This is a genomic window from Lysobacter stagni, from assembly GCF_030053425.1.
GTDB classification, from domain to species: domain Bacteria; phylum Pseudomonadota; class Gammaproteobacteria; order Xanthomonadales; family Xanthomonadaceae; genus Lysobacter_J; species Lysobacter_J stagni.
The window spans coordinates 2,126,577-2,149,693 of record NZ_JASGBI010000001.1; the positions used below are offsets into that span (position 1 = coordinate 2,126,577).

The window sequence follows — 23,117 nt, forward strand, 5'->3', positions numbered from 1 at the left end:
GCCATCGAGAGGGTTCGACGCGCCGGGTGGGACGCCGCCCCGCCGGGCGCCATCGACCGATGACGCGCGGACTGCGGCGACGGAATGAACACGCTGTTCCGCGTCAAGGTCGCGGCCGTAACTCTCAGCCTGTAAACTACGGCTTTCCAGCGGCAGCAAAACCATGACTCCCCTGATTTTCGTCACCGGCGGCGTGGTGTCCTCACTTGGCAAGGGCATCGCGGCAGCCTCGCTGGCGGCCGTCCTCGAAGCGCGCGGCCTGCGCGTGACGATGATGAAGCTCGACCCCTACATCAACGTCGACCCGGGCACGATGAGCCCGTTCCAGCACGGCGAGGTGTACGTCACCGACGACGGCGCCGAGACCGACCTGGACCTGGGCCACTACGAGCGCTACCTGCGCACGCGCCTGTCCCGCAAGAACTCCATCACCACCGGCCGGATCTACGACAACGTGATCCGCAAGGAACGCCGCGGCGACTACCTCGGCGGCACCGTGCAGGTGATCCCGCACATCACCGACGAGATCAAGCGTTGCATCATCGAGGCCACCGAAGGCTTCGACGTGGGCCTGGTCGAGATCGGCGGCACGGTCGGCGACATCGAATCGCTGCCGTTCCTCGAAGCCATCCGCCAGATCCGCAGCGAGCGCGGTCCCGAGGGCGCGCTCTTCATGCACCTGACCCTGGTGCCGTGGATCGCCGCCGCCGGCGAGCTGAAGACCAAGCCGACCCAGCATTCGGTGAAGGAACTGCGCTCCATCGGTATCCAGCCCGACGTGCTGCTGTGCCGAAGCGAGCAGCCGCTGCCCGACAGCGAGCGCCGCAAGATCGCGCTGTTCACCAACGTGCCCGAGCGCGCCGTCATCTCGGCCGTGGACCTGGACAACATCTACAAGATGCCGCGCCGCTTCCACGAGGAAGGGCTGGACACGATCATCCTCGATCGGCTGCGCATCAACGCCGGTCCGGCCGACCTGTCGCAGTGGGACGAAGTGGTCGATGCCAGCGAGCATCCGGTCGACACCGTCACCATTGCCGTGGTCGGCAAGTACGTCGATCACCAGGACGCATACAAGTCGGTCGGCGAGGCGCTCAAGCACGGCGGCCTGCGCCAGCGCACGCGCGTGAAGCTGAAGTGGCTGGAATCCAGCGACATCGAGCAGCAGGGCGTGGAATCGTTGAACGACGTCGACGGCATCCTGGTGCCGGGCGGTTTCGGCGACCGCGGCTTCGAAGGCAAGGTGCTCACGGCGCGCTATGCGCGCGAGCATGGCGTCCCGTACTTCGGCATCTGCTACGGCATGCAGGCGGCGGTGGTGGATTACGCCCGCCACGTGGCCGGCCTCAACGGAGCCAACAGCACCGAGAACGACAAGGCCAGCCCGCATCCGGTGATCGGCCTGATCACCGAGTGGCGCACCTCCAGTGGCGAGATCGAGCGCCGCAGCGAAGAGAGCGACCTGGGCGGCACCATGCGCCTGGGCCTGCAGGAGCAGCGCCTCAAGCCGGGCACGCTCTCGCGCGACATGTACGGCAAGGACGTCGTCGCCGAGCGCCACCGCCATCGCTACGAGTTCAACAACCGCTACCGCACGCAGCTGGAAGACGCCGGCCTCACCATCAGTGCCAAGTCGATGGACGACCTGCTGGTGGAGATGGTCGAGCTGTCGCGCGACAAGCATCCGTGGTTCCTGGCGTGCCAGGCGCACCCGGAGTTCCTGTCCACCCCACGCGACGGCCATCCGCTGTTCGTCGGTTTCATCCGTGCCGCGCGCGAGAACAGGGCGCAGGCCGGTGGCCGACTGCTGAAGGAAGCCAGCGCTTGATCAGCGACGACGATTTCAAGGACCTGCTGCGCAGGATCCTCGCCGATCCGGAAACCGAGGCGTTCGTCAGGAACGTCGTGCTGAACCGCCCGCTTGTGTTCGAATCGGCCGACGGGGCCAATACGCTGGACATCGCTCCGAACGCCGAGGTCAACAACGCCACCTTCAATCTGTCGTCTGGCAGCGTCCGCGTCGAAGACTGGGCGTTCTTCGGGCACGAGGTGAAGGTCCTCACCGGGACCCACGATGCCACGCGGTTCAATCGCGAACGGCAGACTGCCGTTCCGCAGAAGGGCCGCGACATCACGATCAAGCAGGGTGCGTGGATATGCTCGGGAGCAACGATCATTGGTCCCTGCACGATCGGCGAACATGCGGTGGTCGCGGCCGGATCGGTCGTGACCCGCGACGTGCCAGCCTACGCGGTAGTCGGCGGTGTGCCGGCCCGAATCATCAAGATGCTCGATGGAGAGACCAGGCATGAGTAACGAGAGGATGAACCTCTGTGGATTCGAAGTCGGACTGGACAAACCCTTCTTCCTGATTGCCGGGCCGTGCGTGATCGAGTCGATGCAGCTGCAGCTCGACACCGCCGGCAAGCTCAAGGAAATCACCTCCGAGCTGGGCATCAACTTCATCTTCAAGTCCAGCTTCGACAAGGCCAACCGTACCTCGGGCACCAGCTTCCGCGGTCCGGGCCTGGAAGAAGGCCTCAAGGTGCTGGCCGAGGTGAAGAAGCAGATCGGCGTGCCGGTGCTGACCGACGTGCACGAATACACACCGATGAACGAGGTCGCCTCGGTCGTCGACGTGCTGCAGACGCCGGCCTTCCTGTGCCGTCAGACCGACTTCATCCAGAACGTGGCCCGCGCCGGCAAGCCGGTGAACATCAAGAAGGGCCAGTTCCTGTCGCCGTGGGAAATGAAGCACGTGACCGACAAGGCCAAGGCCACCGGCAACACACAGATCATGGCCTGCGAGCGCGGTGTGTCCTTCGGCTACAACAACCTGGTCAGCGACATGCGCTCGCTGAGCGTGATGCGCGACACCGGTTGTCCGGTCGTGTTCGACGCCACGCACTCGGTGCAGCTGCCCGGCGGCGCCGGCGGCAAGAGCGGCGGCCAGCGCGAGTTCGTGCCGGTGCTGGCGCGCGCGGCCATCGCGGTCGGCATCGACGGCATCTTCATGGAAACCCATCCGGTCCCGGACGAGGCCCTGTCCGACGGCCCCAACGCCTGGCCGCTGCCGAAGATGCGTGCGCTGCTGGGGACTTTGCTGGAGCTGGACCGTATCACCAAGAAGAACGGCTTCCTCGAATCCAGCGTCTGATTTGCCGACGCGGAAGCTGCGGATCAGGAGCCGGAACGAGGCGCGCGCATGCCGCCCGGTCCGGCTTCTGCTTTAATCCGTGTCCATCCGCTTCGTCTGCCTCCCGCCGACCGCGTCCAACCGATCTCGCCAACCCACGACGAAACCCATGACGACCATCGCCAAAGTCCACGCCCGCGAAATCCTCGACAGCCGCGGCAATCCGACCCTCGAAGCCGAAGTCACCCTGAGCGACGGCAGCTTCGGCCGCGCCGCGGTGCCGTCGGGCGCTTCGACCGGCACCAAGGAGGCCGTGGAGCTGCGCGACGGCGACAAGACCCGCTACCTGGGCAAGGGCGTGCGCAAGGCGGTGGAGAACGTCAACACTGCCATCGCCAAGACGCTGGAAGGCTTCGACGCCAACGACCAGGCCGGCCTGGATCGCCGCATGATCGATCTGGACGGCACCGAGAATAAGGGCCGCCTGGGCGCGAACGCCCTGCTGGGCGTGTCGCTGGCCAACGCGCATGCCGTCGCCGCGTCGAAGAAGCTGCCGCTGTGGAAGTACCTGGCCGGCGGTCGCGAGGCCGTGCTGCCGGTGCCGATGATGAACATCATCAACGGCGGCGCGCATGCCGACAACAACGTCGATCTGCAGGAATTCATGATCCTGCCCGTCGGCGTCGACAATTTCGCCGAAGCGCTGCGCGCCGGCACCGAGGTGTTCCATGCACTCAAGGCCGTGCTCAAGGGCCGCGGCCTGAGCACGGCCGTCGGCGACGAGGGTGGCTTCGCACCGGACCTGCGTTCCAACGAGGAAGCGCTGGAAACCATCCTGGAAGCCATCGGCAAGGCCGGCTACAAGGCGGGTGAGGACATCCTGCTCGGCCTGGACGTCGCCTCCAGCGAGTTCTACGAGAACGGCAAGTACAACCTCACCGGTGAAGGCAAGCGCCTGACCAGCGAGCAGTTCGTCGACTTCCTCGCCAACTGGGCCGCGCAGTACCCGATCGTCACCATCGAAGATGGCATGGCCGAGCACGACTGGGCCGGCTGGAAGCAGCTCACCGACAAGATCGGCAACAAGGTGCAGCTGGTTGGCGACGACCTGTTCGTCACCAACCCGAAGATCTTCAAGGAAGGCATCGACCAGGGCGTGGCCAACGCCATCCTCATCAAGGTCAACCAGATCGGCACGCTCACCGAGACGCTGGAAGCCATCGCGATGGCCGACGCCAACCGTTACGCGGCCATCGTCTCGCACCGTTCGGGCGAAACCGAGGACACCACGATCTCCGACATCGCGGTGGCCACGACCGCCACGCAGATCAAGACCGGCTCGCTGTGCCGCAGCGACCGCGTGGCCAAGTACAACCAGCTGCTGCGCATCGAGGAAGCGCTGGGCTCGGCCGCGAAGTACGCCGGCCGCGACGCCTTCGTCTCGCTCAAGCGCTAAGGCACGGAGCGCGGGCGCATGCGCTGGTTGCGACTGCTGGTGGTGGTGCTGGTCGGGTTGCTGGCGTTCCTCCAGTACAGGCTGTGGGTGGGCGAGGGCGGCAGCCGCTCGGTCGCCCGCCTGGAGCAGCAGGTGAAACAGCAGACCCGCGAGAACGCGGGACTGCAGCAGCGCAACGATGCACTGGCCGCGGAAGTCGAGGACCTCAAGTCCGGCGAGGCCGCTGTCGAGGAGCGTGCGCGCAGCGAGCTGGGCATGATCAAGCCCGGCGAGACGTTCTACCGTGTGGTCGAGCCCGATGGTGCGGCCGGCACGCAGGATGAGGCTGTCACCGCCGACGGTGACGCGCCCGCCGACGCGCCGGCGCCGCAGGAACCCTGATGATCTGGGCTGTGCTCCCCGCTGCCGGTCGCGGAACGCGCTTCGGCGGCGAGGTTCCCAAGCAATACCTCGAAGTCGCCGGTCGGCCGCTGATCGCCCACGCGCTCGACGCGCTGCTGTCGCATCCGCGTGTGGCCGGAGCAATGGTCGCGCTGTCGGCCGACGACGCGCGCTGGCCCGGATGGACCCAGCGCCATGGCAAGCCTGTGCTGCGTTGCGTGGGCGGTGGCGAGCGCGCCGACTCGGTACTCGCCGCATTGCGTGCACTGCCGGACGATGTCGGCGACGACGCGCTGGTGCTGGTACACGACGCGGCCCGCCCGAACCTGCGCGGTGAAGACATCGGCCGCCTGATCGCCGTCGCCAGCGCGCACGCGGCGGGCGCCATCCTCGGTGCGCCGTTGCGCGACACGCTCAAGCGTGCTGATGCCGATGCGCGCATCGTTTCGACCGAGCCGCGCACCTACCTGTGGCGCGCGTTCACGCCGCAGGCGTTCCGTCGTGGTGCACTGACGGCCGCGCTGGAGGCCGCGCGCGCCGAAGGCGTGGTCGTCACCGACGAGGCGATGGCGATGGAGCGCATGGGCGTGCGCCCGGCGCTGGTCGAGGGCCGTGAGGACAATCTGAAAGTCACGACGCAGGCCGACCTTGGGTTGGCCGACTACCTGTTGAGGCAACGATGAGCGCGATGTTCCGCATCGGTCAGGGTTACGACGTGCACGCCTTCGGCGAAGGCGACCACGTCGTGCTGGGCGGCGTGCGCGTGCCGCACGAACGCGGCGTGGTGGCGCACTCCGATGGCGACGTCGTCATCCATGCGCTGTGCGACGCGATGCTTGGCGCGCTGGCGCTGGGCGACATCGGCAAGCACTTCCCGCCGAGCGACCCGCAATGGAAGGGCGCGGACAGCCGCGCTTTCCTGCGACACTGCAATGCGCTGGTGCGCGAGCGCGGCTGGCAGGTCGGCAACGCGGATGTCACCGTGATCTGCGAACGTCCCAAGGTCGGCCCGCATGCGCAGGCGATGCGCGAGTTGCTGGCGCAGGACCTGGACATCACGCTGGACGCGGTGAGCATCAAGGCGACCACCACCGAGAAGCTGGGCTTCACGGGGCGTGGCGAGGGCATCGCGGCGATGGCCGTGTGTCTGCTGGTGAAGCCATGAACGGATCCGAGCCGGTTCTTCCGCGCGCCCACGGCGATGCCGTGCTCACCGCGCGCATGCGCAGCGCGCCAGAGGACTTCTTCGTCGAGGAGCTCCCGGGTTTCGAGCCCAGTGGCAGCGGCGAACACCTGTTGCTGACCATCGAAAAGCGCGGCATGAACACCGCGTTCGCCGCGCGCCATCTCGCGCAGTGGGCGGGCGTGGGCGAGATGGCCATCGGCTATGCGGGCCTGAAGGATCGCCATGCCGTCACCCGCCAGCGCTTCAGCGTGCACCTGCCGAAGAAAATCGCGCCGGACCTGTCGACGCTGGACATCGACGGCGACTCGGAACGCTTGCGTCTGGTTGAACACGCCTGGCACGCGAAGAAGCTGCCGCGCGGCGCGCTGGCAGGCAACCGCTTCGTGCTGGTGCTGCGCGGCGTGGAAGGTGAGCGCGACGCCATCGAGGCACGGCTGCGTGCCATCGACGAACGCGGCGTGCCGAACTATTTCGGCGAGCAGCGTTTCGGCCGCGACGGCGACAACGTCGCCAACGCGCGGGCGATGTTCGCCGGTCGGCGTGTGCGTCGCGAGCAGCGCACGCTGCTGCTGTCGGCGGCGCGTTCGGAACTGTTCAATCGCGTGCTGGCCCGGCGCGTGGAGATGGGTTGCTGGGACCGCCCGCTCGACGGCGAGGTGTGGATGCTGGACGGCAGCCGCAGCGTGTTCGGGCCGCAGTCGTTCGACGAGGTGCTGGCGCAGCGGCTGGACGCATTCGACATCCATCCGACCGGGCCGTTGTGGGGGCGTGGCGAGCTGCGCACCACCGATGCCGCCTTCGAGTGCGAGTCCTCGGCACTGTCCGACGACGAGGCCATCGCATTGCGTGCCGGACTTGAGGCGGAGGGCCTCAAACAGGAGCGCCGTGCATTGCGGCTGCGTCCTGTCGGACTGGCGTGGAACTGGCAGGCGGAGGACGTGCTCGAGGTCGCCTTCTCGCTGCCGCCCGGTGCCTACGCGACGGTGGTGATGTCCGAACTTGGCGAGGTTCGCGCGGTCGGTCGCAGCGGCTGAACGGAGAGCGCGCACGGCGTGAATGACGCGCCGCAAGCCGTTCGTCGGAAAGCATCCGGTGGCACTGGTGTGGCCGACAGGCGGGGGTATATCCCGGATGTGCACGGGCGTGATGCCCGTTGCCGCCGTACCCGAGGGGTACGACGACCACGTCATGGAGATGTCGTCATGAACGCATCCTTACGCATGGCTGTGTTGTCGCTGGCGATCCTGGGCCTGTCGGCCTGCGCCGGCATGGAAACCAAGAGTGCCTCGGCCGAACCACGCGAACCCAGCCTCATCGACCCGGATTCGGATTACATCTCCCGGGTCGAGGAGATCGCGCGTCGTCGCGGCGTCGAGGTGAACTGGGTCAATCCGCCGACGCTGAGCGAACGCCAGATCGCCCATCAGCCGGATCGTTGATTCCCTGCTCGCGGCCCTGCCGGATCACCGAAGACGGCGGGGCGCGAGCAGCACCAGAACCGCTCCAGTGCCGCCCTGAGCCGGCGGCGCCGAGTGGAAGGCAAGCACGTCCGCGCGCTGGCGCAGCATGCGGTCGACCAGGTTCTTGAGCACCGGCAGCCCGCTCGACGCGATCGACGCGGCGCCATGCAACCCCTTCCCGTGGATGATCCGCACGCAGCCCACGCCGTGCTGGCGGGCATCGTGCAGGAACGCGCGCAGCAGCTGTTCCGCCTCGCGTGTATCGGCGCCATGCAGGTCGAGTTCCTCCTGCACGGCGATCTCGCCCCGACGCAACTTCTGCAGCAGGCGCGGCGATATTTCGTCGCGGCGGTAACTCAGCGCGTCGCCGGCTTCCAGCAGGCTGCTGTCCAGCGCATGGCGGAACTCCTCGCGCGCGTGCGCCTCATCGCGCTCGGCCATGCGCGCACGCGGCCGCGGCCGCGGCGCCTGGGGTGGCGGCGCAGTGTCGTCCAGCCGCCGGACCGGGCCGATCGCGGCGCGGAACAGTTCGCTGGCGTCTTCGTCGTCGGGGCGTTTTCCGCTCATGCCACAAGCCTAGCGATGCCGACCGGCGGCGCAAGCCGTGGCGGCGGTCGCCGGACGCGCCGGGTTCATCGGCTATCATGGGACCACACCGTGCGGCGTCGCGCCGCGTGTGTTCCACGATCGGCAAGATCCAGCATCAAGGGAGTCCATGCGAGTTCTGGTCAGCAACGACGACGGCGTCGACGCCCCCGGTATCCGTATCCTCGCCGAAGGTCTGCGCGCCGCCGGGCACGAAGTGCTGGTGGTGGCGCCCGACCGGGACCGCTCCGGTGCCAGCAACTCGCTCACGCTGGACGCCCCGGTGCGCGTGCAGCAGCTTGACGGCTCGACCTGGCGGGTGTACGGCACCCCGACCGACTGCGTGCACGTGGCCATCACGGGCATGCTCGAGGTCGAGCCGGACATCGTCGTGTCCGGCATCAACAACACCGCCAACCTGGGCGATGACGTCATCTACTCGGGCACCGTCGCCGCGGCGATGGAAGGCCGTTTCCTCGGCCTGCCGGCCGTGGCGATGTCGCTGCAGACGGTGGACCACACCGGCAGGCATTACGAAACGGCCGCCCGCGCCGCGGTCGAGATCATCGCCCGCCTGCGCGTGGACCCGCTGCCCGCCGACACCATCCTCAACGTGAACGTGCCCGACGTGCCCTGGTCGGAAGTGCGCGGCTTCGAGGTCACGCGCCTGGGCAACCGCCACCGCGCCGAAGCCTGTATTCCGCAGCAGGATCCGCGCGGCCGGCAATGGTGGTGGATCGGCCCCGCCGGCGCCGAGCAGGACGCCGGCCCCGGCACCGATTTCCACGCCGTGCGCACGGGCCACATCTCCATCACGCCGATCCAGGTCGACCTGACCCGCTATCACGCGCTCGATCAGGTAGCCAGCTGGGTCGACGGCCTGGCCGTTTCGCTGGGACATCGCCCGGAGCGCGTGGCGTGACGCTGCGCATGCGCCTTCAGCCCGAGGCCATCGGTTCGGGCATGACCTCGCAGCGCGTGCGCGACCGCCTGGTCGAGCGCCTGCGCGAGAACGGCATCCGCGACGAACGCGTGCTCAACGCGATCCGCACCGTGCCGCGCCACCTGTTCGTCGACGAAGCGCTGGCCACGCGCGCCTACGAGGACACCGCGCTGCCTATCGGCCACGGCCAGACGATCTCGCAGCCGTGGGTGGTCGCCAAGATGACCGAGGCATTGCTTGAGAACGCGCCGGCGAAAGTGTTGGAGATCGGTACCGGCTCGGGCTACCAGGCCGCCGTGCTCGCCGCGCTGGGGCTGGAAGTGCATACCGTTGAACGCATCGGCGAGTTGCTGCGCACGGCGCGCAAGCGCTTCCGCCAGCTCGGCATGAACATCCGCAGCAAGCACGACGACGGCCGCATCGGCTGGCCGGAAAACGGGCCGTTCGACGCGATCATCGTCACCGCCGCCGCACCTGCGCTGGTGGATGCGCTGACCGACCAGCTGGCCAACGGCGGCGCGCTGATCGCGCCGGTCGGCGGTGCGGGCTCGCAGTCGCTGCTGAAGGTGTCGAAGGATGCCGACGGCGTCGTCACGCAACAGACGCTGGCGCCGGTGGTGTTCGTGCCGCTGCTGTCGGGCATGGTCGACTGACGCCGTGCCGACGTACCGCCACGCACACTGACGAACATTGAAGGGCAGGGGTTGCCGTTGAAGATCTTTGGACCGCTTTACGAGCGAGCCCTCGTCTGGGCACGCCATCGCCGCGCACCGGTCTATCTGGTCGGGTTGAGCTTCATCGAGGCGATCATCTTCCCGGTCATGCCCGAGGTCATGCTGGCGCCGATGTGCGTGGCGCAGCCGCGACGCGGATTCTGGTTCGCCACGATCAGCCTGGCCGGCTCGATGGTGGGCGCGCTGATCGGTTACGCGCTCGGGCATTACGCATTCGAAGCGGTCAAGCCCCTTTTCGCCGCACTTGGCATGCTGGGCGGTATCGAATCGGGTATCGCCACGGTTCAGGCGAAAATGGCCGAATCGCCGTGGGCGGTGTTCTGGTTGCTGGTGGTGGGCGGGTTCGCGCCGATTCCGATGAAGGTCTTCACATGGGCCTCGGGTATCGTCGGCGTGCCCATGCCGCAGTACGTGCTGAGCATGCTCATCGGTCGCGGCAAGCGCGTGTATCTGGTCGCGCTGGCCATCCGCCTGGGCGGCGTGCGTGCCGAGGCGATGCTTCGGCGCTACATCGAGCCGATCGGCTGGCTCGCGCTGGTGTTGCTGGCGGGTGCGATCGGCTGGCTGGTATGGAAGGCGCAGATCGGATGAGAGAACGCATGACCGGTACAACGCGCATCGCCATCGGCGTGGCCTTCGCCGTCGTCCTGCTGGGCGGCTGCGCCAGCACGAAGGTGTATCGCGAGCCGGGCGCATCCTCGGCGCCGTCTCGACCGAAGTACGGCGTGACCACCACGGTCAGGCGCGGCGACACGCTGTTCTCGATCGCCTCGCGCAACAGCATCCGTGCGCAGGATCTGGCGGCGTGGAACGGCATTCCCTCGCCCTACACCATCTATCCGGGGCAGAACCTGAGGCTGTATCCGGGCAGTGGTTCCGTCTCGAGCTCGCGCCCCTCGTCGACGACGAGCACGCGGCCTTCGACCGGCACCACCGCAACCCCGCCGGCTACGACCAAGCCGACCACACCAAAACCGGCCACGCCCGTCGCACCTCCGGCCAGCGACTTCAAGTGGCGCTGGCCCGCCGACGGCCAGCTCATCGGGCGTTACGTCGCGGGCGAACCGACCAAGCAGGGCATCGACATCGCCGGCAACAGTGGCGCGCCGGTGCGCGCCGCCGCCGATGGCGTGGTGGTGTATTCCGGCTCGGGCCTGGTCGGTTACGGCGAGCTGATCATCATCAAGCACAACGACCAGTGGCTGTCCGCGTACGGACACAACCGCAACCGCCTGGTCAACGAAGGCCAGCTCGTACGCGCGGGCCAGCAGATTGCCGAGATGGGTCGCAGTGGCGCGCCGCGCGAAATGCTGCATTTCGAGGTGCGTTACAACGGCAAACCGGTCGATCCGCTGCTGTACCTGCCCAAGCAATGACGGTGTCGTGCGCGCCGCGCGCACGCAGATGGGCGAGGGCTGCGTTCGCAGCCCTGCTGGCAGCGCTGGCCGCGTGCCAGTCGGTACCGCATGAAGATCCGCGCGGTGACGACGCGCCGCTGAGCGTGGTGACGCTCAACCTCTGGCACGACCGCAACGACTGGCCGCATCGCCAGCGCATCATCGCTGACGAACTGCAGGCACGGTCGCCCGATGTGATCCTCCTCCAGGAGGTGCTGCAGGATGCCGCGCTGCCGAACCAGGCGGGGACGCTCGCGCAGCGGCTGGGCTACCACTGGTACTTCGTATCGGTGGATGCGCCAGGGAAGGTCCGGCGCTATGGCAATGCCATTCTCACGCGCGAGCCGATGACGCAGCGCGGTTCGCGCGCGTTGCAGCCCGTCGATGACTACCGCATCGCCGGCCACGTGCGGACGACCGTGCGCGGCCGTGCCGTGGATGCGTACGTGGTGCATCTCAACTTCACCGACCGTAGTGGCGCCACGCGCGCACGGCAGATACAGGACCTGATGGACTTCGTCGCGATCACCCGTGGCGATGGCGCGACCGTGATCGGCGGCGACTTCAACACCACGGCGGAAACGGCGGAGTTGGCGCCGTTGCGCGCCGGATTCGTCGATGCCTATGCCGCCGCGCACGAGGGCAGCGACGTCGAGCGCCCGGCGCATGCCACGCTCAACGCGACGTTCAACCCGCCGGCGCGCATCGACCGCATCTATGCACGGCGCGACGCGTTCTGCCGGCCGCAGGCGCAACGGATCCTGGATCGCCCCGATGCGGACGGTGCGTGGGCATCGGATCACTTCGGCGTGTGGGTGCGCCTGCCGTGGGTATCCGGCGGGCGCTGCGATCACGGCGGGACGGACACGCACCGCGACGTTCCGCGGTGGTAATCGGGTCCCCAGGTTCGGAATCCGAACGTATCGATGTGTATGCGCCGCCCGTCGTAATAGCCGAGGCCGAATCGGCGCGCCTGGCCGATCGTTCGCCAGACGCGACACAGGCGCGCCAGCTCGCCCGACGCCGGTCCGAGGTCGAAGTCCAGCGCGTTATTGGCGACATGCCGGCTGCGCGAGCTGCCGCCTTCGCAGCGGTTGAGCGTTTCGTTCCGCCATGCGGAGGCGATTCGCGCATCGCCCAGCAGGCCGTTGTTCCGCAATTCGCGAATGAGCTGCAGGGTCGGGACGATCGCCTGCCAGTGGCTTCGCGGCGGGACGGCGAATTCCGGGGCATCGCAGCGGTGCCAGCGGCGCGCCGTGGTCAGCAATTGCGGCATGGACACGACGCCTTCGACACCCTGCAGACGCAGAAAGCGCGCGTAGGCATCGACGTCGCCGCGCGCATCGCCGGCGAGCCAGTGGGCGTAGCGCTCTGCCTGCGTCGACGGCGGGGCAGAGCAGGCGGTGAGCGCGCCGAGCAGGGCCGCGGCGAGCGCGACGCGCACGTCAGCCGGCGAGCACGAACGCCGCGACCACGCGCCGGCCTTCGCTCGCCAGCACGTTGAACGTGCGGGCCGCGGCGGCGTTGGTCATCGTTTCCAGGCCCACGCCCTGGCGCAGGCAGGCGGCGACCACGGCTGCGGGCGGGAATGCCTGCGTCGCACCGCTGCCGAGCAGGACGACTTCCGGCGCGAGTGCGAGCACGGCGTCCAGGTCCTGCGGCGTCATGGCTTTCACGTCGCGCACGGGCCAGCCCTCGGCCAGGTGGCTGGGCGAGAGGATGAAGCTGGTGGTCAGTTGGCGCTCGTTCACCCGCGCCGAGACGCCATCGGCCGCGCGCAGGTAGAACTCTTGATCGGGGTGTTCGAGATTGAGCTGCATGGGGCCGTGATGGGGTCGTGGCGCCGGATTGGAAGTCCCGCCGGCCCCGCCGGCTCAGGCGCGGGGCAGGACGATCTGGCGCTTGTCCTTGCTGGGACGGTACAGCACGGCCGTATGGCCGATGCGCTGGACCAGCGCGGCGCCGGTGCGCTCGGCGATGTCATCGATCATGGCGTCGCGGGCGTCCCGGTCCTCGGCGCCCACCTTCACCTTGATCAGCTCGTGGTGTTCCAGTGCCAGATCGATCTCGGCCACCAGGGCGTCCGTGACTCCCTTGCCGCCCACCTGCAGCATGGCCTTGAGGTCATGCGCCTGGCCTCGCAGGAAGCGGGTCTGGGCGGAGGTCAGGACGGTCTGCATCGCGAATCACGGGAATCAGGCGGGGGCGCGCAGGGTATCATGACCGCCCCCACCCCCCTCACGCCCGATGGCGACGCGCAGCAAATCCAGCCAGCGCTGGCTCAAGGAACACTTTTCCGATCCCTTCGTGAAGAAGGCCAAGGCGGAAGGCCTGCGCTCGCGTGCGGCTTACAAGCTCGAAGAACTGGTCGAGCGCGATCGCCTGCTCAAGCCGGGCATGGTCGTGGTCGACCTGGGCGCCGCCCCCGGCGGGTGGTCGCAGTGGCTCCGCCAGGAGCTGGACCGCATGGATCCGGCCCGTCCGGGCCGTGTCATCGCGCTGGACATCCTGGAAATGCCGTCCCTGGCCGGGGTCGAATTCCTTCATGGGGATTTCAGGGAGGATGCGGTCCTATCCCGACTGGTGGCCGCGCTGGGCGGTCAGCCGGTGGACCTTGTCCTGTCCGACATGGCCCCCAATAAGAGCGGTGTGGACGCGGTCGACATGCCCCGGGCGATGTATCTGTCCGAGTTGGCAATGGACTTCGCCGACCAGCACCTGCGTACCGGCGGCAACTTCCTGATCAAACTGTTCCAGGGAGTCGGCTTCGATGAATACGTGAAGGAGCTGCGCCGGCGGTACGACAAGGTCGTGATCCGCAAGCCGGAGGCATCGCGCAAGCGGTCGCCCGAGGTCTACGCGCTGGCACAGGGCAAGCGCGCGGTAATGAAGTAAGGTTCAGGACATCCGTCCGTGGCGCATGGTAGCGCCCGTACGCAACCAACGCCTCCGGGCGACAGGTAGGAAATAGATGAACGATTTGGCCAAGAATCTGCTGCTCTGGGTGATCGTCGCCGTCGTGCTGATGGTGGTCTTCCAGGCATTCGGACCGCGTGCGGTGGGCAGCGAAGCGCTGGCCTACGACCAGTTCGTGCAGCAGGTCCAGCAGGACCGGGTCAAGCAGGTCACGATCGGCGACGATCGCACCACGATCACCGGTGAACGCAAGGACGGCAGCAAGTTCACGACCTACAAGCCGGACGACAAGGACCTGATCAACGAACTGATCAACCACAAGGTCGCCATCGAGCAGAAGCCGCCGCAAAACGGCCCGACGCTGTTCTACATCCTCATCAACGTGCTGCCGTGGCTGCTGTTCATCGGCATCTGGCTGTATTTCATGCGGCAGATGCAGCAGGGCGGCAGCAAGGGCGCGATGAGCTTCGGCCGTTCGCGCGCCAAGCTGCAGGGCGAGGACCAGGTCAAGGTCACCCTTGCCGACGTCGCCGGTTGCGACGAAGCCAAGGAAGAAGTCGGCGAGCTCGTCGAATTCCTGCGCGATCCCTCCAAGTTCCAGAAGCTCGGCGGCAAGATCCCGCGCGGCGTGCTGATGGTCGGCCCGCCCGGTACCGGCAAGACGCTGCTGGCGCGCGCCATCGCCGGTGAGGCGAAGGTGCCGTTCTTCAGCATTTCCGGTTCGGACTTCGTCGAGATGTTCGTCGGCGTCGGCGCCAGCCGCGTGCGCGACATGTTCGAGCAGGCCAAGAAGCACGCGCCGTGCATCATCTTCATCGACGAGATCGACGCGGTCGGCCGTCATCGCGGCGCCGGCCTCGGCGGTGGTCACGACGAGCGCGAGCAGACCCTCAACCAGTTGCTGGTGGAGATGGACGGTTTCGAAGGCGGCGAAGGCGTGATCGTGATCGCCGCGACGAACCGCCCCGACGTGCTCGATCCCGCGCTGCTGCGCCCGGGCCGCTTCGACCGCCAGGTCGTGGTGGGGCTGCCGGACGTGAAGGGCCGCGAGCAGATCCTGCGCGTGCACATGCGCAAGCTGCCGCTGCACGACGACGTCGAGCCGATGACGATCGCGCGCGGTACGCCGGGCTTCTCCGGCGCGGACCTGGCCAACCTCTGCAACGAGGCGGCCCTGTTCGCCGCGCGCGAGAACGCCAAGGACGTGCGCATGGAGCACTTCGACAAGGCGCGCGACAAGATCCTGATGGGCGCCGAGCGCCGCTCGATGGCGATGAGCGAGGACGAGAAGAAGCTCACCGCATTCCACGAGGCGGGTCATGCCATCGTCGGTCGCCTCGTTCCCGAGCACGACCCGGTCTACAAGGTCACCATCATCCCGCGCGGCCGCGCGCTGGGCGTGACCATGTACCTGCCGGAAGGCGACAAGTACTCGATGAACAAGGTCGCCATCGAATCGCAGCTGTGCTCGCTGTACGGCGGTCGTGTTGCCGAAGAGCTGATCTTCGGTGTCGACAAGGTCACCACCGGTGCCTCCAACGACATCGAGCGTGCGACCAAGATGGCGCGCAACATGGTCACCAAGTGGGGTCTGTCCGAGCTCGGCCCGATCACCTTCGGCGAGGAAGAGGACGAAGTGTTCCTCGGTCGTTCGGTCACGCAGCACAAGAACGTGTCGAACGAGACCGCGCGCAAGATCGACGAAGTCGTGCGCGACATCCTCGACAGGGCCTACGGCCGCACCACGCAGATCCTCAAGGACAACCTCGACAAGCTGCACGTGATGGCCGATGCGCTGCTGCAGTATGAGACCATCGACGCGCACCAGATCGACGACATCATGGCCGGCCGCACGCCGGGCCCGCCGGCCGACTGGTCGAAGTCGGGTCGCACGAACAAGGACGACGGTGAGCGCCCTGGCGCGATCGGCGGTCCTGCCGCGCAGACCTGAGTCCAGTACTGGACACCTGAAAACGGCGCCGGAGACGGCGCCGTTTTTCTTTGCGGGACGGCCATGCGCATTCGGCGTTAGGCTTTCAGCCTCCTGTCCCGAGCTCCCATCCCAGACCCATGTTCGATCTCGCGCTCACCCTCGACTGTAACGGCCGCCCGCTCGTGCTGGATCGCCCGCGCGTGATGGGAATCGTCAACGTCACTCCGGATTCGTTCTCCGACGGCGGCGCGCACGACACGCTGGACGCTGCGGTCGCACACGCGCTGCGACTTGCGGAGGAGGGCGCGGACATTCTGGATGTCGGCGGTGAATCCACGCGCCCGGGCGCGGCGGAGGTGTCCGTCGAGGAAGAGCTGAGCCGCACGATTCCGGTGATCGAGCGCCTGGCGAAGGAAACCTCGCTGCCCATCAGCATCGACACGTCCAAGCCGGAAGTGATGCGCGCGGCCGTGCGTGCAGGTGCCGGCATGATCAACGATGTCTACGGCCTGCGGCGCGAGGGCGCATTGGACGCGGCGGCGGAACTGGGCGTGCCGGTGGTGCTGATGCACATGCAGGGCGAGCCGCGTTCGATGCAGGAGGCACCGCACTACGACGATGTCGTCGCGCAGGTGCACCGTTTCCTGGCTGAGCGCATCTTCGCCGCCGAGATGGCCGGCATCGCGAAGAAGAAGATCGTCGTCGACCCGGGCTTCGGTTTCGGCAAGAACACGCAGCACAACCTGCTGCTGCTGGCGCAGCTGGAGCGGTTCGCCGAGCTGGGCGTGCCGCTGCTTGCCGGACTTTCGCGCAAGCGCACCATCGGCGAGATCGTCGGCCGCGACGATCCGCGCGAGCGCGCCAGCGGATCGGTTGCAGCACACCTCATCGCCGCGCAGCACGGCGCGAAACTGCTGCGCGTGCACGATGTCGCGGCGACCGTCGATGCGCTGAAGGTCTGGAACGCCGTTGCATCGCAAACGATGCCGCGCGCGAAGGCGTCGCCGTCGATGCCGCGCTGGCCCGACGACGAGTGATGGCGAAATTCTGATCACATTCCTGCAGGCCTTGTGGCGCAAGGCGTGGAACCCGATAAGCACACACCTGTCCGCATGCTTGTCCACAGCGACTGTGGACAAGCAGCGACGCTGCCTGCAGCGCACCGTTGCCGCGATGCGTTCGTGGAGCGCGCGATGGGTCGCAAGTCAAACGATTTTTGCGGTCAATTTTTAGCCAACCCTCTTGCAATGCTTGTGGCGCAAGGCGTGCAGCACTGTCGTCCCATTGCTGTCCGCAGGTTTGTCCACAGGCTGTGTGGATAGCTGCATGTTGCGAGTGCAGCAAAGCGTTCCGCACCTCGCGTTGCCGGTTTCGCGGAGTGGCCATTTTTTGATCAATCCTGGGCGAGCGCCCGCCGCTGCAACGTATGCGGCGTCTCTCCACACCGCTGTCCGCAGGCTTGTCCACAGCCTGTGTGGATAGCGGCAGCCGCCTGGCGAAAGTTTCGCCAAACATGCCAGGGCCCTTGGCATTGCTGGGCTGCAGGCGGTTATCAACAGCCTTGCCCCAGCGGTTCTCCACAGCGGCTGTGGAGAGCGGGCGGTTCCGCCGCGCGTGGCCCTGTGCGAGGCTACGCTTCCGCTGTCCCCCGTGCCGTCATGCCCGCCGACCCGCGCCCGCTCGCGATTGCCCTGATGGGCCCGACCGCGTCGGGGAAGACGGCGTTGGCTTTGGACTGGGCCGAGCGCTTCGGGGGCGAGATCCTCAGCGTCGATTCGGCCCTGGTGTATCGCCGGCTCGACATCGGATCGGCCAAGCCGACGCCCGACGAGCGTCGCCGCGTGCCGCACCACCTGCTCGATCTGCGCGAACCCTGGCAGCCGTATTCGGCGGCCGAGTTCGCCGCGGATGCGCGCCGCGCGCTCGACGATGTCCTGGCCCGCGGCCGGCTGCCGATTCTGGCCGGCGGCACCGGGCTGTACTTCCACGCGCTCCTGCACGGTCTCTCTCCGATGCCCGAGGCCGATCCGGCGACGCGGGAGCGCATCGAGCGCGAAGCGGGCGAGCAGGGCTGGGCCGCGCTGCATGCGCAACTGGCGCAGATTGATCCCGAAGCCGCTTCGAGGATCCACGCCACCGACGCGCAGCGCATCCAGCGCGCGCTGGAGGTGTACCGGTTGTCGGGGCGGACCATCAGCGACTGGCGCCGTGAACCATCGGGAACGCCGGCTTTGCCGGTGCGCGTGCTCAAGCTGGTGCTCGCGCCGACGGACCGCGCCGAGCTGCATGCGCGCATCGAGCGTCGTTTCGACCTGATGCTGGAGCAGGGCTTCCTCGAGGAAGTCCGCGCGCTGCGTGCGATCCCCGATTTGCGCGACCATCCGGCGCCGCTGGACCTGCCGGCACTGCGCGCCGTCGGCTACCGCCAGGCCTGGGAGCACCTCGACGGGCTGACCTCGGCGGGCGAGTTCCGCGATCGGGGCGTGTTTGCGACCCGCCAATTGGCCAAGCGCCAGCTGACCTGGCTGCGGGGCGAACTGGACGCGCAGTGGTTCGACCCACACCGCCAGGCACAGGCGCTGGAGGCGGCACGGATGGCGTTCATGGGCACTGCAGGTCGTTGACGCGCAGGCCGCCCGGGGTGTCGCGCGCACGGTCGCGCTTGTCGGTCCGACGCGCCAGGACATTCGAACCCAAGGGGTGAAACCGGTACGCGTGCATGCGGACCGTTTGCGCTAACATCGAACCGTCGCCCTCTGTGGGGACAGGGATCGGCGATGCGGCATTCACCGCCGCCCTTATAACTAGAACGAGTTGGGGAATTACGCCATGTCCAAGGGACAGTCTTTGCAGGATCCTTTCCTGAATGCGCTGCGGCGCGAACGCGTGCCGGTTTCGGTCTACCTGGTCAACGGCATCAAGCTGCAGGGCACCATCGAGTCCTTCGACCAGTTCGTCGTCCTCCTGCGCAATACGGTCAGCCAGATGGTCTACAAGCACGCCATTTCGACGGTCGTGCCGGCGCGCAACGTGCGCGTGGGGCCAGGCGGCGGCTACGTGCAGTCCGCCGATGGCACCGAGTCGCCCGAGGAAACCGAGGAATAATCAACGGCCTGGAGTCGCGCGGCCGGCAGGCGATGCGCGGCGGGCACACGGATAGTCCTGCGGCCCTTGTGCGGCCGCGGGTCCATGCCCATCTTGTTCACCGGTACCCGCACAGGCACGAACCGGTTTGTTTGAAAGATCCCGCAAAGGCGAACACGCACTGCTGATCCAGCCCCACGCCGGAGGTCCGCCGGACGAGGGGCTGCTGGAGGAGTTCGCCGACCTGGCCCGCTCGGCGGGCGCGACGGTCGCCGCAGTGCTTACCGCGCGCATCGATCGCCCCAATGCCGCCATGCTGATCGGCAGCGGCAAGCTGGAAGAGGTGAAGGCGGCTGCCGAAGCCACGGGCGCCGACCTCATCCTCATCAACCATCCACTTTCGCCCGGCCAGGAGCGCAACCTCGAGCGCGCCCTGCAGCGGCGCGTGGTCGATCGCACCGGCCTCATCCTCGACATCTTCGCCCAGCGTGCGCACAGCCACGACGGCAAGCTGCAGGTCGAACTGGCGCAGCTCAAGCACATGGCCACGCGCCTGGTGCGTGGCTGGACCCACCTGGAACGCCAGCGCGGCGGCTCGATCGGCCTGCGCGGTCCCGGCGAAACCCAGCTGGAAACCGACCGCCGCCTGCTGCAGAAACGCCTGGAGCAATTGCAGAGGCGTCTGGACAAGGTCGAGGTGCAGCGCACGCAGATGCGACGCGCACGCGTGCGCAGCGAACTGCCGCGCGTGGCGCTGGTGGGCTACACCAATGCCGGCAAGTCGACGCTCTTCAACGCCATGACCGGCGCGCAGGCCTATGCCGCGGACCAGCTCTTCGCCACGCTGGACCCGACGGTGCGGCGCATCGAGCTGTCCGGCGGCAACGTGGTGCTGGCCGACACGGTGGGTTTCGTGCGCGACCTTCCGCACGAACTGGTCGCAGCATTCCGTTCCACCCTGGCCGAGGCGCGCGAGGCGGACCTGCTGCTGCACGTCGTGGATGCCGCCGATCCGCTGCGCGACGAGCGCATCGCCCAGGTCGACGAAGTGCTGAAGGACATCGGCGCCGGCGACCTGCCGCAGCTGCTGGTGTTCAACAAGATCGACAAGCTCGACAACGGCCAGGCCGCAGAACCGCGCCTGGATCGTCCGGTCGAGGCACGCATGCGCGTGTGGCTGTCGGCGCGCGACGGGCGCGGCCTGGACCTGCTGCGCCAGGCGCTGGCCGAATCGCTGGAGCTGCGCCATGTGGTGGGCGAGGTGCGCATTCCGCCACAAGCGGCAAGACTGCGCGCACGCCTCCACGATCTGGGCGCCGTCCGTGGCGAGGACCACGACGAGCACGGCTGGCGCATCCGCGTCGACCTGCCGCTGGCTGACGCACAGCGCCTGTTCGTGCAGGCCCATGGCGAGGCGTTGCGCCCGCTGCTGCCGGAGCCGGAAGACGAGGACATGGCCTGACGGCCACCGCTTGCTTGAGGCATGCGGCACCCCCACCTAGAATCGACGCACGTCCGCGCAGCTGAATGCGGACGCGGATCCCCCTCCTGGAGCAGGCATGGCCTGGAACACCCCTGGCAGTGACAATTCCGGCGGTTCGAACGGACGAACCCCGCGACGCAGACCCGATGGCGGCCGCGGCCTGGATGCCTTGCTCGACCCACTGCGCGGCCTGTTCGGCGGCGGTGGCAACGGCAGCGGCGGCATCCTGCGCTGGGTCGGACTGGTCGTCGGCCTATGGCTGGTGTTCAACTGCTTCGTGCTGGTGACCGAACAGGAACGCGGCGTGGTCCTGCGCTTCGGCCAGTTCGCACGCGTGCTGATGCCCGGTCCGCATATCAAGGCACCGTGGCCGATCGAGCGCGTGATCAAGCTCAACACCGAGCAGAGCAACGCCTACAGCGACACGGTGCCGGTGTTCACGCGCGATGCGAACATCGTCAACGTGGACCTCAACGTGCAGTACCGGATCGAGAGTCCCGAGGTCTACAAGTTCGGTTCGCGCGACCCCGAGCGCATCCTGAAGGAAGCCGCGCAGGCGGCGGTGCGCGAGCAGGTCGGCCGCTCGGACCTGGATACCGTGCTGAACGCCCGTGCCGAACTCACGGAAGCCGTCGAGACGCAGCTGCGTGCGTCGCTGAAGGACTACCGCACCGGCCTGCTGGTGACCGATCTGAGCCTTCCCAACGCGCGTCCGCCGGACGAGGTGAAGGACGCGTTCGACGAAGTCCAGCGCGCCGCATCCGACCAGACCACCGCCATCAACCAGGCGCAGGCGTACGCCAGCCAGATCGTGCCGGAGGCGCGAGGCGAAGCCGCGCGCGTGCGCACGTCGGCGGAGGGCGACAAGACCTCGACCATCGCACGCGCGGAAGGCGACGCCACCCGCTTCTCGCTGCTGGTCGACCAGTACAAGAACGCGCCGGACGTGACGCGCAAGCGCATGTGGCTCGACACGGTGCAGGACGTGCTGGCCAGGAACCGCACGGTCGTCGGCGCGAGTTCGCGTCAGCTGATCTACGTGCCGATGTCCGACCAGCGCGGCACGACGACGCCCGTCGCGCCGCCCCTGCTTACCCCCGAACTGCTGACCCCGACCGTCACGCCGGATGCGGGTGACGTGCGCCCCGGCCGCTCGACCCGTCCGACCGGCCGCGAGGAGGTGACGCGATGAAATTCTCCCTTTGGATCGCCGCCGCGGTCGCCGTGCTGCTGGCATTGCTGGGCTCGATGTTCACCGTGACCCAGGGCCACGGCGCCATCGTGCTGAACCTGGGGCGCGTGGTGCGCACCGATATCGGCCCGGGCCTGAACTTCAAGTGGCCGCTGGTCGAGTCGGTCCGCTCCTTCGACCTGCGTCTGCAGGTGATCGATGCCGAGCCGGAACGCTATCTCACCGTCGACAAGCAGAACGTCAGCGTCGACTTCTTCGCGGTGGGCCGAATCGACAACCTGCGCACCTTCTACCGCGCCACCGGTGGCGACGAGAAACTGGCCACCGACCGCCTGGGTCCGATCATCCGCGACTCGCTGAAGAACGAGATCAACTCGCGCACGCTGCAGCAGGTCGTTTCCGACGACCGCCAGGCGGTGGTGGGCAAGCAGTTGGCCGCGATCAACCAGGGCGCGGCGACGCTGGGCGTGAAGATCGTCGATATCCGCATCAAGCGGATCGATCTGCCGCAGGACAGCAATGTCGTCAGCTCCGTCTACAACCAGATGAAGAGCCAGCGCGCCCAGGTGGCCAGCCGCCTGCGCGCCGAGGGTGTCGAGAAGGCCCTGGCGATCCGTGCCGAGGCCGACCGCGCCAAGGCGGTGATCCTGGCCGAGGCCGAGCGTGACGCGCAGAAGCTGCGCGGCGAGGGCGATGCGGAAGCCGCACGCCTGTTCGCGCAGGCCGCCAACAAGGACCCCGGCTTCTTCGCGTTCCAGCGCAGCCTGGAGGCCTATCGCAAGTCCTTCGGGGACGGCGAGAGCATGATCGTCCTGGACAAGGATGACCCGTTCCTGCAGTACCTGCGTTCGGATCGCTGACCGCCGCCCATGACCGAGCTGCTCTCGGCCCTGTGCCTGGTTGCCGTGCTGGAGGGGCTGTTCCTCTTCGTCGCGCCGCGGGGCTGGAAACGGGCGGCCGAGCAGCTTCATGCGCTCCCTGACCGCCAGTTACGCGTGGTGGGCGCGGTGGTCGTGGGCGTGGGCCTGCTGTCGCTGTGGTGGGTGCGCTTCTGAGGCCCGCCTGACCGGATCGGGCCGAAAGCGCCCGATGGGCGTCGCCGGGGTGGTCCCGCCCCCCCAAAACCCGGATAATGCACAAAAGCCGGACGGGGCCCAGCGCCCCGCCGGCTTTCTTGCTGTTTGCGGGCCCTTCCGCGGCAGCCCGGCCCCCGCCGGTCAAACAATGCAAC

General features: G+C 67.8%; 27 protein-coding genes. 23 read left to right on the forward strand and 4 right to left on the reverse strand.

What is annotated here, in order from left to right:
- The first annotated feature begins 163 nt into the window (after positions 1 to 163).
- The 9 genes from pyrG to QLQ15_RS09950 all read left to right on the forward strand — a co-directional run bounded on the left by pyrG (position 164) and on the right by QLQ15_RS09950 (position 7,598).
- The gene (gene pyrG, locus QLQ15_RS09910) at positions 164 to 1,828 is read left to right on the forward strand and encodes a CTP synthase (RefSeq protein ID WP_283212627.1); all 1,665 of its coding nucleotides are present in this window, start codon (positions 164 to 166) and stop codon (positions 1,826 to 1,828) included.
- A complete protein-coding gene (locus QLQ15_RS09915; RefSeq protein WP_283212628.1) occupies positions 1,825 to 2,316 on the forward strand; it encodes an acyltransferase in 492 nt (163 codons plus the stop codon). Before pyrG ends, QLQ15_RS09915 begins: the two co-directional genes overlap by 4 nt.
- 7 nt (positions 2,317 to 2,323) lie before the next feature.
- Complete coding sequence (gene kdsA / locus QLQ15_RS09920; RefSeq protein WP_283213989.1) at positions 2,324 to 3,157, forward strand: 3-deoxy-8-phosphooctulonate synthase; 834 nt, start codon at positions 2,324 to 2,326, stop codon at positions 3,155 to 3,157.
- Between the two features lie 148 nt (positions 3,158 to 3,305).
- On the forward strand, positions 3,306 to 4,592 hold the full coding sequence (gene eno, locus QLQ15_RS09925; RefSeq protein WP_283212629.1) for a phosphopyruvate hydratase: 1,287 nt from the start codon (positions 3,306 to 3,308) through the stop codon (positions 4,590 to 4,592).
- Positions 4,593 to 4,610: 18 nt separating this feature from the next.
- Positions 4,611 to 4,973: a cell division protein FtsB gene (ftsB, locus tag QLQ15_RS09930; protein ID WP_283212630.1), complete on the forward strand. Its 363-nt coding sequence runs from the start codon at positions 4,611 to 4,613 to the stop codon at positions 4,971 to 4,973.
- Positions 4,973 to 5,656: a 2-C-methyl-D-erythritol 4-phosphate cytidylyltransferase gene (gene ispD, locus QLQ15_RS09935; RefSeq protein WP_283212631.1), complete on the forward strand. Its 684-nt coding sequence runs from the start codon at positions 4,973 to 4,975 to the stop codon at positions 5,654 to 5,656. Before ftsB ends, ispD begins: the two co-directional genes overlap by 1 nt.
- Positions 5,653 to 6,138, forward strand: coding sequence for a 2-C-methyl-D-erythritol 2,4-cyclodiphosphate synthase (gene ispF / locus QLQ15_RS09940; protein ID WP_283212632.1), 486 nt, complete (start codon positions 5,653 to 5,655; stop codon positions 6,136 to 6,138). The genes ispD and ispF overlap by 4 nt, the downstream gene beginning before the upstream one ends.
- Positions 6,135 to 7,193: a tRNA pseudouridine(13) synthase TruD gene (truD, locus tag QLQ15_RS09945; RefSeq protein ID WP_283212633.1), complete on the forward strand. Its 1,059-nt coding sequence runs from the start codon at positions 6,135 to 6,137 to the stop codon at positions 7,191 to 7,193. Before ispF ends, truD begins: the two co-directional genes overlap by 4 nt.
- A gap of 168 nt (positions 7,194 to 7,361) precedes the next feature.
- Positions 7,362 to 7,598 carry a hypothetical protein gene (locus QLQ15_RS09950; RefSeq protein ID WP_283212634.1) on the forward strand — a complete coding sequence of 79 codons (237 nt, stop codon included), beginning with the start codon at positions 7,362 to 7,364 and terminating at the stop codon, positions 7,596 to 7,598.
- A 24-nt stretch (positions 7,599 to 7,622) separates the two neighbouring features.
- On the opposite strand, the gene QLQ15_RS09955 is transcribed toward QLQ15_RS09950, so the two are convergent.
- Positions 7,623 to 8,186: a Smr/MutS family protein gene (locus tag QLQ15_RS09955; protein ID WP_283212635.1), complete on the reverse strand. Its 564-nt coding sequence runs from the start codon at positions 8,184 to 8,186 to the stop codon at positions 7,623 to 7,625.
- Positions 8,187 to 8,334: 148 nt separating this feature from the next.
- On the opposite strand from QLQ15_RS09955, the gene surE reads away from it, so the two are divergent.
- Genes surE through QLQ15_RS09980 form a run of 5 tightly spaced genes read left to right on the forward strand, consistent with a single transcriptional unit; the run spans position 8,335 to position 12,171 of the window.
- Positions 8,335 to 9,126, forward strand: a complete 792-nt coding sequence (gene surE, locus QLQ15_RS09960) for a 5'/3'-nucleotidase SurE (protein ID WP_283212636.1) — start codon at positions 8,335 to 8,337, stop codon at positions 9,124 to 9,126.
- Complete coding sequence (locus QLQ15_RS09965; protein ID WP_283212637.1) at positions 9,123 to 9,800, forward strand: protein-L-isoaspartate(D-aspartate) O-methyltransferase; 678 nt, start codon at positions 9,123 to 9,125, stop codon at positions 9,798 to 9,800. Before surE ends, QLQ15_RS09965 begins: the two co-directional genes overlap by 4 nt.
- A 57-nt stretch (positions 9,801 to 9,857) precedes the next feature.
- A complete protein-coding gene (locus tag QLQ15_RS09970) occupies positions 9,858 to 10,472 on the forward strand; it encodes a YqaA family protein (RefSeq protein ID WP_283212638.1) in 615 nt (204 codons plus the stop codon).
- Positions 10,451 to 11,257, forward strand: a complete 807-nt coding sequence (locus tag QLQ15_RS09975) for a peptidoglycan DD-metalloendopeptidase family protein (protein ID WP_283212639.1) — start codon at positions 10,451 to 10,453, stop codon at positions 11,255 to 11,257. Before QLQ15_RS09970 ends, QLQ15_RS09975 begins: the two co-directional genes overlap by 22 nt.
- Positions 11,254 to 12,171 carry an endonuclease/exonuclease/phosphatase family protein gene (locus QLQ15_RS09980; protein WP_283212640.1) on the forward strand — a complete coding sequence of 306 codons (918 nt, stop codon included), beginning with the start codon at positions 11,254 to 11,256 and terminating at the stop codon, positions 12,169 to 12,171. The genes QLQ15_RS09975 and QLQ15_RS09980 overlap by 4 nt, the downstream gene beginning before the upstream one ends.
- Here the strand turns inward: QLQ15_RS09980 and QLQ15_RS09985 are convergent.
- The 3 genes from QLQ15_RS09985 to yhbY are packed head-to-tail and all read right to left on the reverse strand — an operon-like array spanning position 12,129 to position 13,458.
- Positions 12,129 to 12,722, reverse strand: coding sequence for a D-Ala-D-Ala carboxypeptidase family metallohydrolase (locus QLQ15_RS09985; protein ID WP_283212641.1), 594 nt, complete (start codon positions 12,720 to 12,722; stop codon positions 12,129 to 12,131). The two genes, QLQ15_RS09980 and QLQ15_RS09985, sit on opposite strands and share 43 nt — an antisense overlap.
- Before the next feature lies 1 nt (position 12,723).
- On the reverse strand, positions 12,724 to 13,098 hold the full coding sequence (locus QLQ15_RS09990) for an Mth938-like domain-containing protein (protein WP_283212642.1): 375 nt from the start codon (positions 13,096 to 13,098) through the stop codon (positions 12,724 to 12,726).
- A gap of 54 nt (positions 13,099 to 13,152) precedes the next feature.
- Positions 13,153 to 13,458, reverse strand: a complete 306-nt coding sequence (yhbY, locus tag QLQ15_RS09995) for a ribosome assembly RNA-binding protein YhbY (RefSeq protein WP_283212643.1) — start codon at positions 13,456 to 13,458, stop codon at positions 13,153 to 13,155.
- Positions 13,459 to 13,525: 67 nt separating this feature from the next.
- Here yhbY and rlmE point away from each other — a divergent pair, with 67 nt between their 5' ends.
- From rlmE to QLQ15_RS10040, 9 genes are all read left to right on the forward strand, one after another.
- Positions 13,526 to 14,173, forward strand: coding sequence for a 23S rRNA (uridine(2552)-2'-O)-methyltransferase RlmE (rlmE, locus tag QLQ15_RS10000; RefSeq protein WP_283212644.1), 648 nt, complete (start codon positions 13,526 to 13,528; stop codon positions 14,171 to 14,173).
- A gap of 76 nt (positions 14,174 to 14,249) precedes the next feature.
- Positions 14,250 to 16,145 carry an ATP-dependent zinc metalloprotease FtsH gene (gene ftsH, locus QLQ15_RS10005; RefSeq protein ID WP_283212645.1) on the forward strand — a complete coding sequence of 632 codons (1,896 nt, stop codon included), beginning with the start codon at positions 14,250 to 14,252 and terminating at the stop codon, positions 16,143 to 16,145.
- 119 nt (positions 16,146 to 16,264) lie between these two features.
- The gene (gene folP / locus QLQ15_RS10010) at positions 16,265 to 17,164 is read left to right on the forward strand and encodes a dihydropteroate synthase (protein ID WP_283212646.1); all 900 of its coding nucleotides are present in this window, start codon (positions 16,265 to 16,267) and stop codon (positions 17,162 to 17,164) included.
- Positions 17,165 to 17,785: 621 nt separating this feature from the next.
- The gene (gene miaA / locus QLQ15_RS10015; RefSeq protein ID WP_283212647.1) at positions 17,786 to 18,751 is read left to right on the forward strand and encodes a tRNA (adenosine(37)-N6)-dimethylallyltransferase MiaA; all 966 of its coding nucleotides are present in this window, start codon (positions 17,786 to 17,788) and stop codon (positions 18,749 to 18,751) included.
- A 205-nt stretch (positions 18,752 to 18,956) separates the two neighbouring features.
- The gene (gene hfq, locus QLQ15_RS10020; protein WP_283212648.1) at positions 18,957 to 19,232 is read left to right on the forward strand and encodes an RNA chaperone Hfq; all 276 of its coding nucleotides are present in this window, start codon (positions 18,957 to 18,959) and stop codon (positions 19,230 to 19,232) included.
- 127 nt (positions 19,233 to 19,359) lie between these two features.
- A complete protein-coding gene (hflX, locus tag QLQ15_RS10025) occupies positions 19,360 to 20,673 on the forward strand; it encodes a ribosome rescue GTPase HflX (protein WP_283212649.1) in 1,314 nt (437 codons plus the stop codon).
- A 97-nt stretch (positions 20,674 to 20,770) separates the two neighbouring features.
- Positions 20,771 to 21,886 carry an FtsH protease activity modulator HflK gene (gene hflK, locus QLQ15_RS10030; RefSeq protein ID WP_283212650.1) on the forward strand — a complete coding sequence of 372 codons (1,116 nt, stop codon included), beginning with the start codon at positions 20,771 to 20,773 and terminating at the stop codon, positions 21,884 to 21,886.
- Positions 21,883 to 22,746 (forward strand): protease modulator HflC, encoded by an 864-nt coding sequence (hflC, locus tag QLQ15_RS10035; protein ID WP_283212651.1) that lies wholly within the window; start codon positions 21,883 to 21,885, stop codon positions 22,744 to 22,746. The genes hflK and hflC overlap by 4 nt, the downstream gene beginning before the upstream one ends.
- A gap of 9 nt (positions 22,747 to 22,755) precedes the next feature.
- The gene (locus QLQ15_RS10040; RefSeq protein WP_283212652.1) at positions 22,756 to 22,941 is read left to right on the forward strand and encodes a DUF2065 domain-containing protein; all 186 of its coding nucleotides are present in this window, start codon (positions 22,756 to 22,758) and stop codon (positions 22,939 to 22,941) included.
- Positions 22,942 to 23,117 lie beyond the last annotated feature (176 nt).

Bases quoted from the DNA above. Each gene is read 5' to 3' on its own strand.
- pyrG (WP_283212627.1), top strand. From the start codon at position 164: ATGACTCCCCTGATTTTCGTCACCGGCGGCGTGGTGTCCTCACTTGGC.
- kdsA (WP_283213989.1), top strand. From the start codon at position 2,324: ATGAACCTCTGTGGATTCGAAGTCGGACTGGACAAACCCTTCTTCCTG.
- eno (WP_283212629.1), top strand. From the start codon at position 3,306: ATGACGACCATCGCCAAAGTCCACGCCCGCGAAATCCTCGACAGCCGC.
- ftsB (WP_283212630.1), top strand. From the start codon at position 4,611: ATGCGCTGGTTGCGACTGCTGGTGGTGGTGCTGGTCGGGTTGCTGGCG.
- ispD (WP_283212631.1), top strand. From the start codon at position 4,973: ATGATCTGGGCTGTGCTCCCCGCTGCCGGTCGCGGAACGCGCTTCGGC.
- ispF (WP_283212632.1), top strand. From the start codon at position 5,653: ATGAGCGCGATGTTCCGCATCGGTCAGGGTTACGACGTGCACGCCTTC.
- truD (WP_283212633.1), top strand. From the start codon at position 6,135: ATGAACGGATCCGAGCCGGTTCTTCCGCGCGCCCACGGCGATGCCGTG.
- QLQ15_RS09950 (WP_283212634.1), top strand. From the start codon at position 7,362: ATGAACGCATCCTTACGCATGGCTGTGTTGTCGCTGGCGATCCTGGGC.
- QLQ15_RS09955 (WP_283212635.1), bottom strand. From the start codon at position 8,186: ATGAGCGGAAAACGCCCCGACGACGAAGACGCCAGCGAACTGTTCCGC.
- surE (WP_283212636.1), top strand. From the start codon at position 8,335: ATGCGAGTTCTGGTCAGCAACGACGACGGCGTCGACGCCCCCGGTATC.
- QLQ15_RS09975 (WP_283212639.1), top strand. From the start codon at position 10,451: ATGGAAGGCGCAGATCGGATGAGAGAACGCATGACCGGTACAACGCGC.
- QLQ15_RS09980 (WP_283212640.1), top strand. From the start codon at position 11,254: ATGACGGTGTCGTGCGCGCCGCGCGCACGCAGATGGGCGAGGGCTGCG.
- QLQ15_RS09990 (WP_283212642.1), bottom strand. From the start codon at position 13,098: ATGCAGCTCAATCTCGAACACCCCGATCAAGAGTTCTACCTGCGCGCG.
- yhbY (WP_283212643.1), bottom strand. From the start codon at position 13,458: ATGCAGACCGTCCTGACCTCCGCCCAGACCCGCTTCCTGCGAGGCCAG.
- rlmE (WP_283212644.1), top strand. From the start codon at position 13,526: ATGGCGACGCGCAGCAAATCCAGCCAGCGCTGGCTCAAGGAACACTTT.
- ftsH (WP_283212645.1), top strand. From the start codon at position 14,250: ATGAACGATTTGGCCAAGAATCTGCTGCTCTGGGTGATCGTCGCCGTC.
- folP (WP_283212646.1), top strand. From the start codon at position 16,265: ATGTTCGATCTCGCGCTCACCCTCGACTGTAACGGCCGCCCGCTCGTG.
- miaA (WP_283212647.1), top strand. From the start codon at position 17,786: ATGCCCGCCGACCCGCGCCCGCTCGCGATTGCCCTGATGGGCCCGACC.
- hfq (WP_283212648.1), top strand. From the start codon at position 18,957: ATGTCCAAGGGACAGTCTTTGCAGGATCCTTTCCTGAATGCGCTGCGG.
- hflK (WP_283212650.1), top strand. From the start codon at position 20,771: ATGGCCTGGAACACCCCTGGCAGTGACAATTCCGGCGGTTCGAACGGA.
- hflC (WP_283212651.1), top strand. From the start codon at position 21,883: ATGAAATTCTCCCTTTGGATCGCCGCCGCGGTCGCCGTGCTGCTGGCA.
- QLQ15_RS10040 (WP_283212652.1), top strand. From the start codon at position 22,756: ATGACCGAGCTGCTCTCGGCCCTGTGCCTGGTTGCCGTGCTGGAGGGG.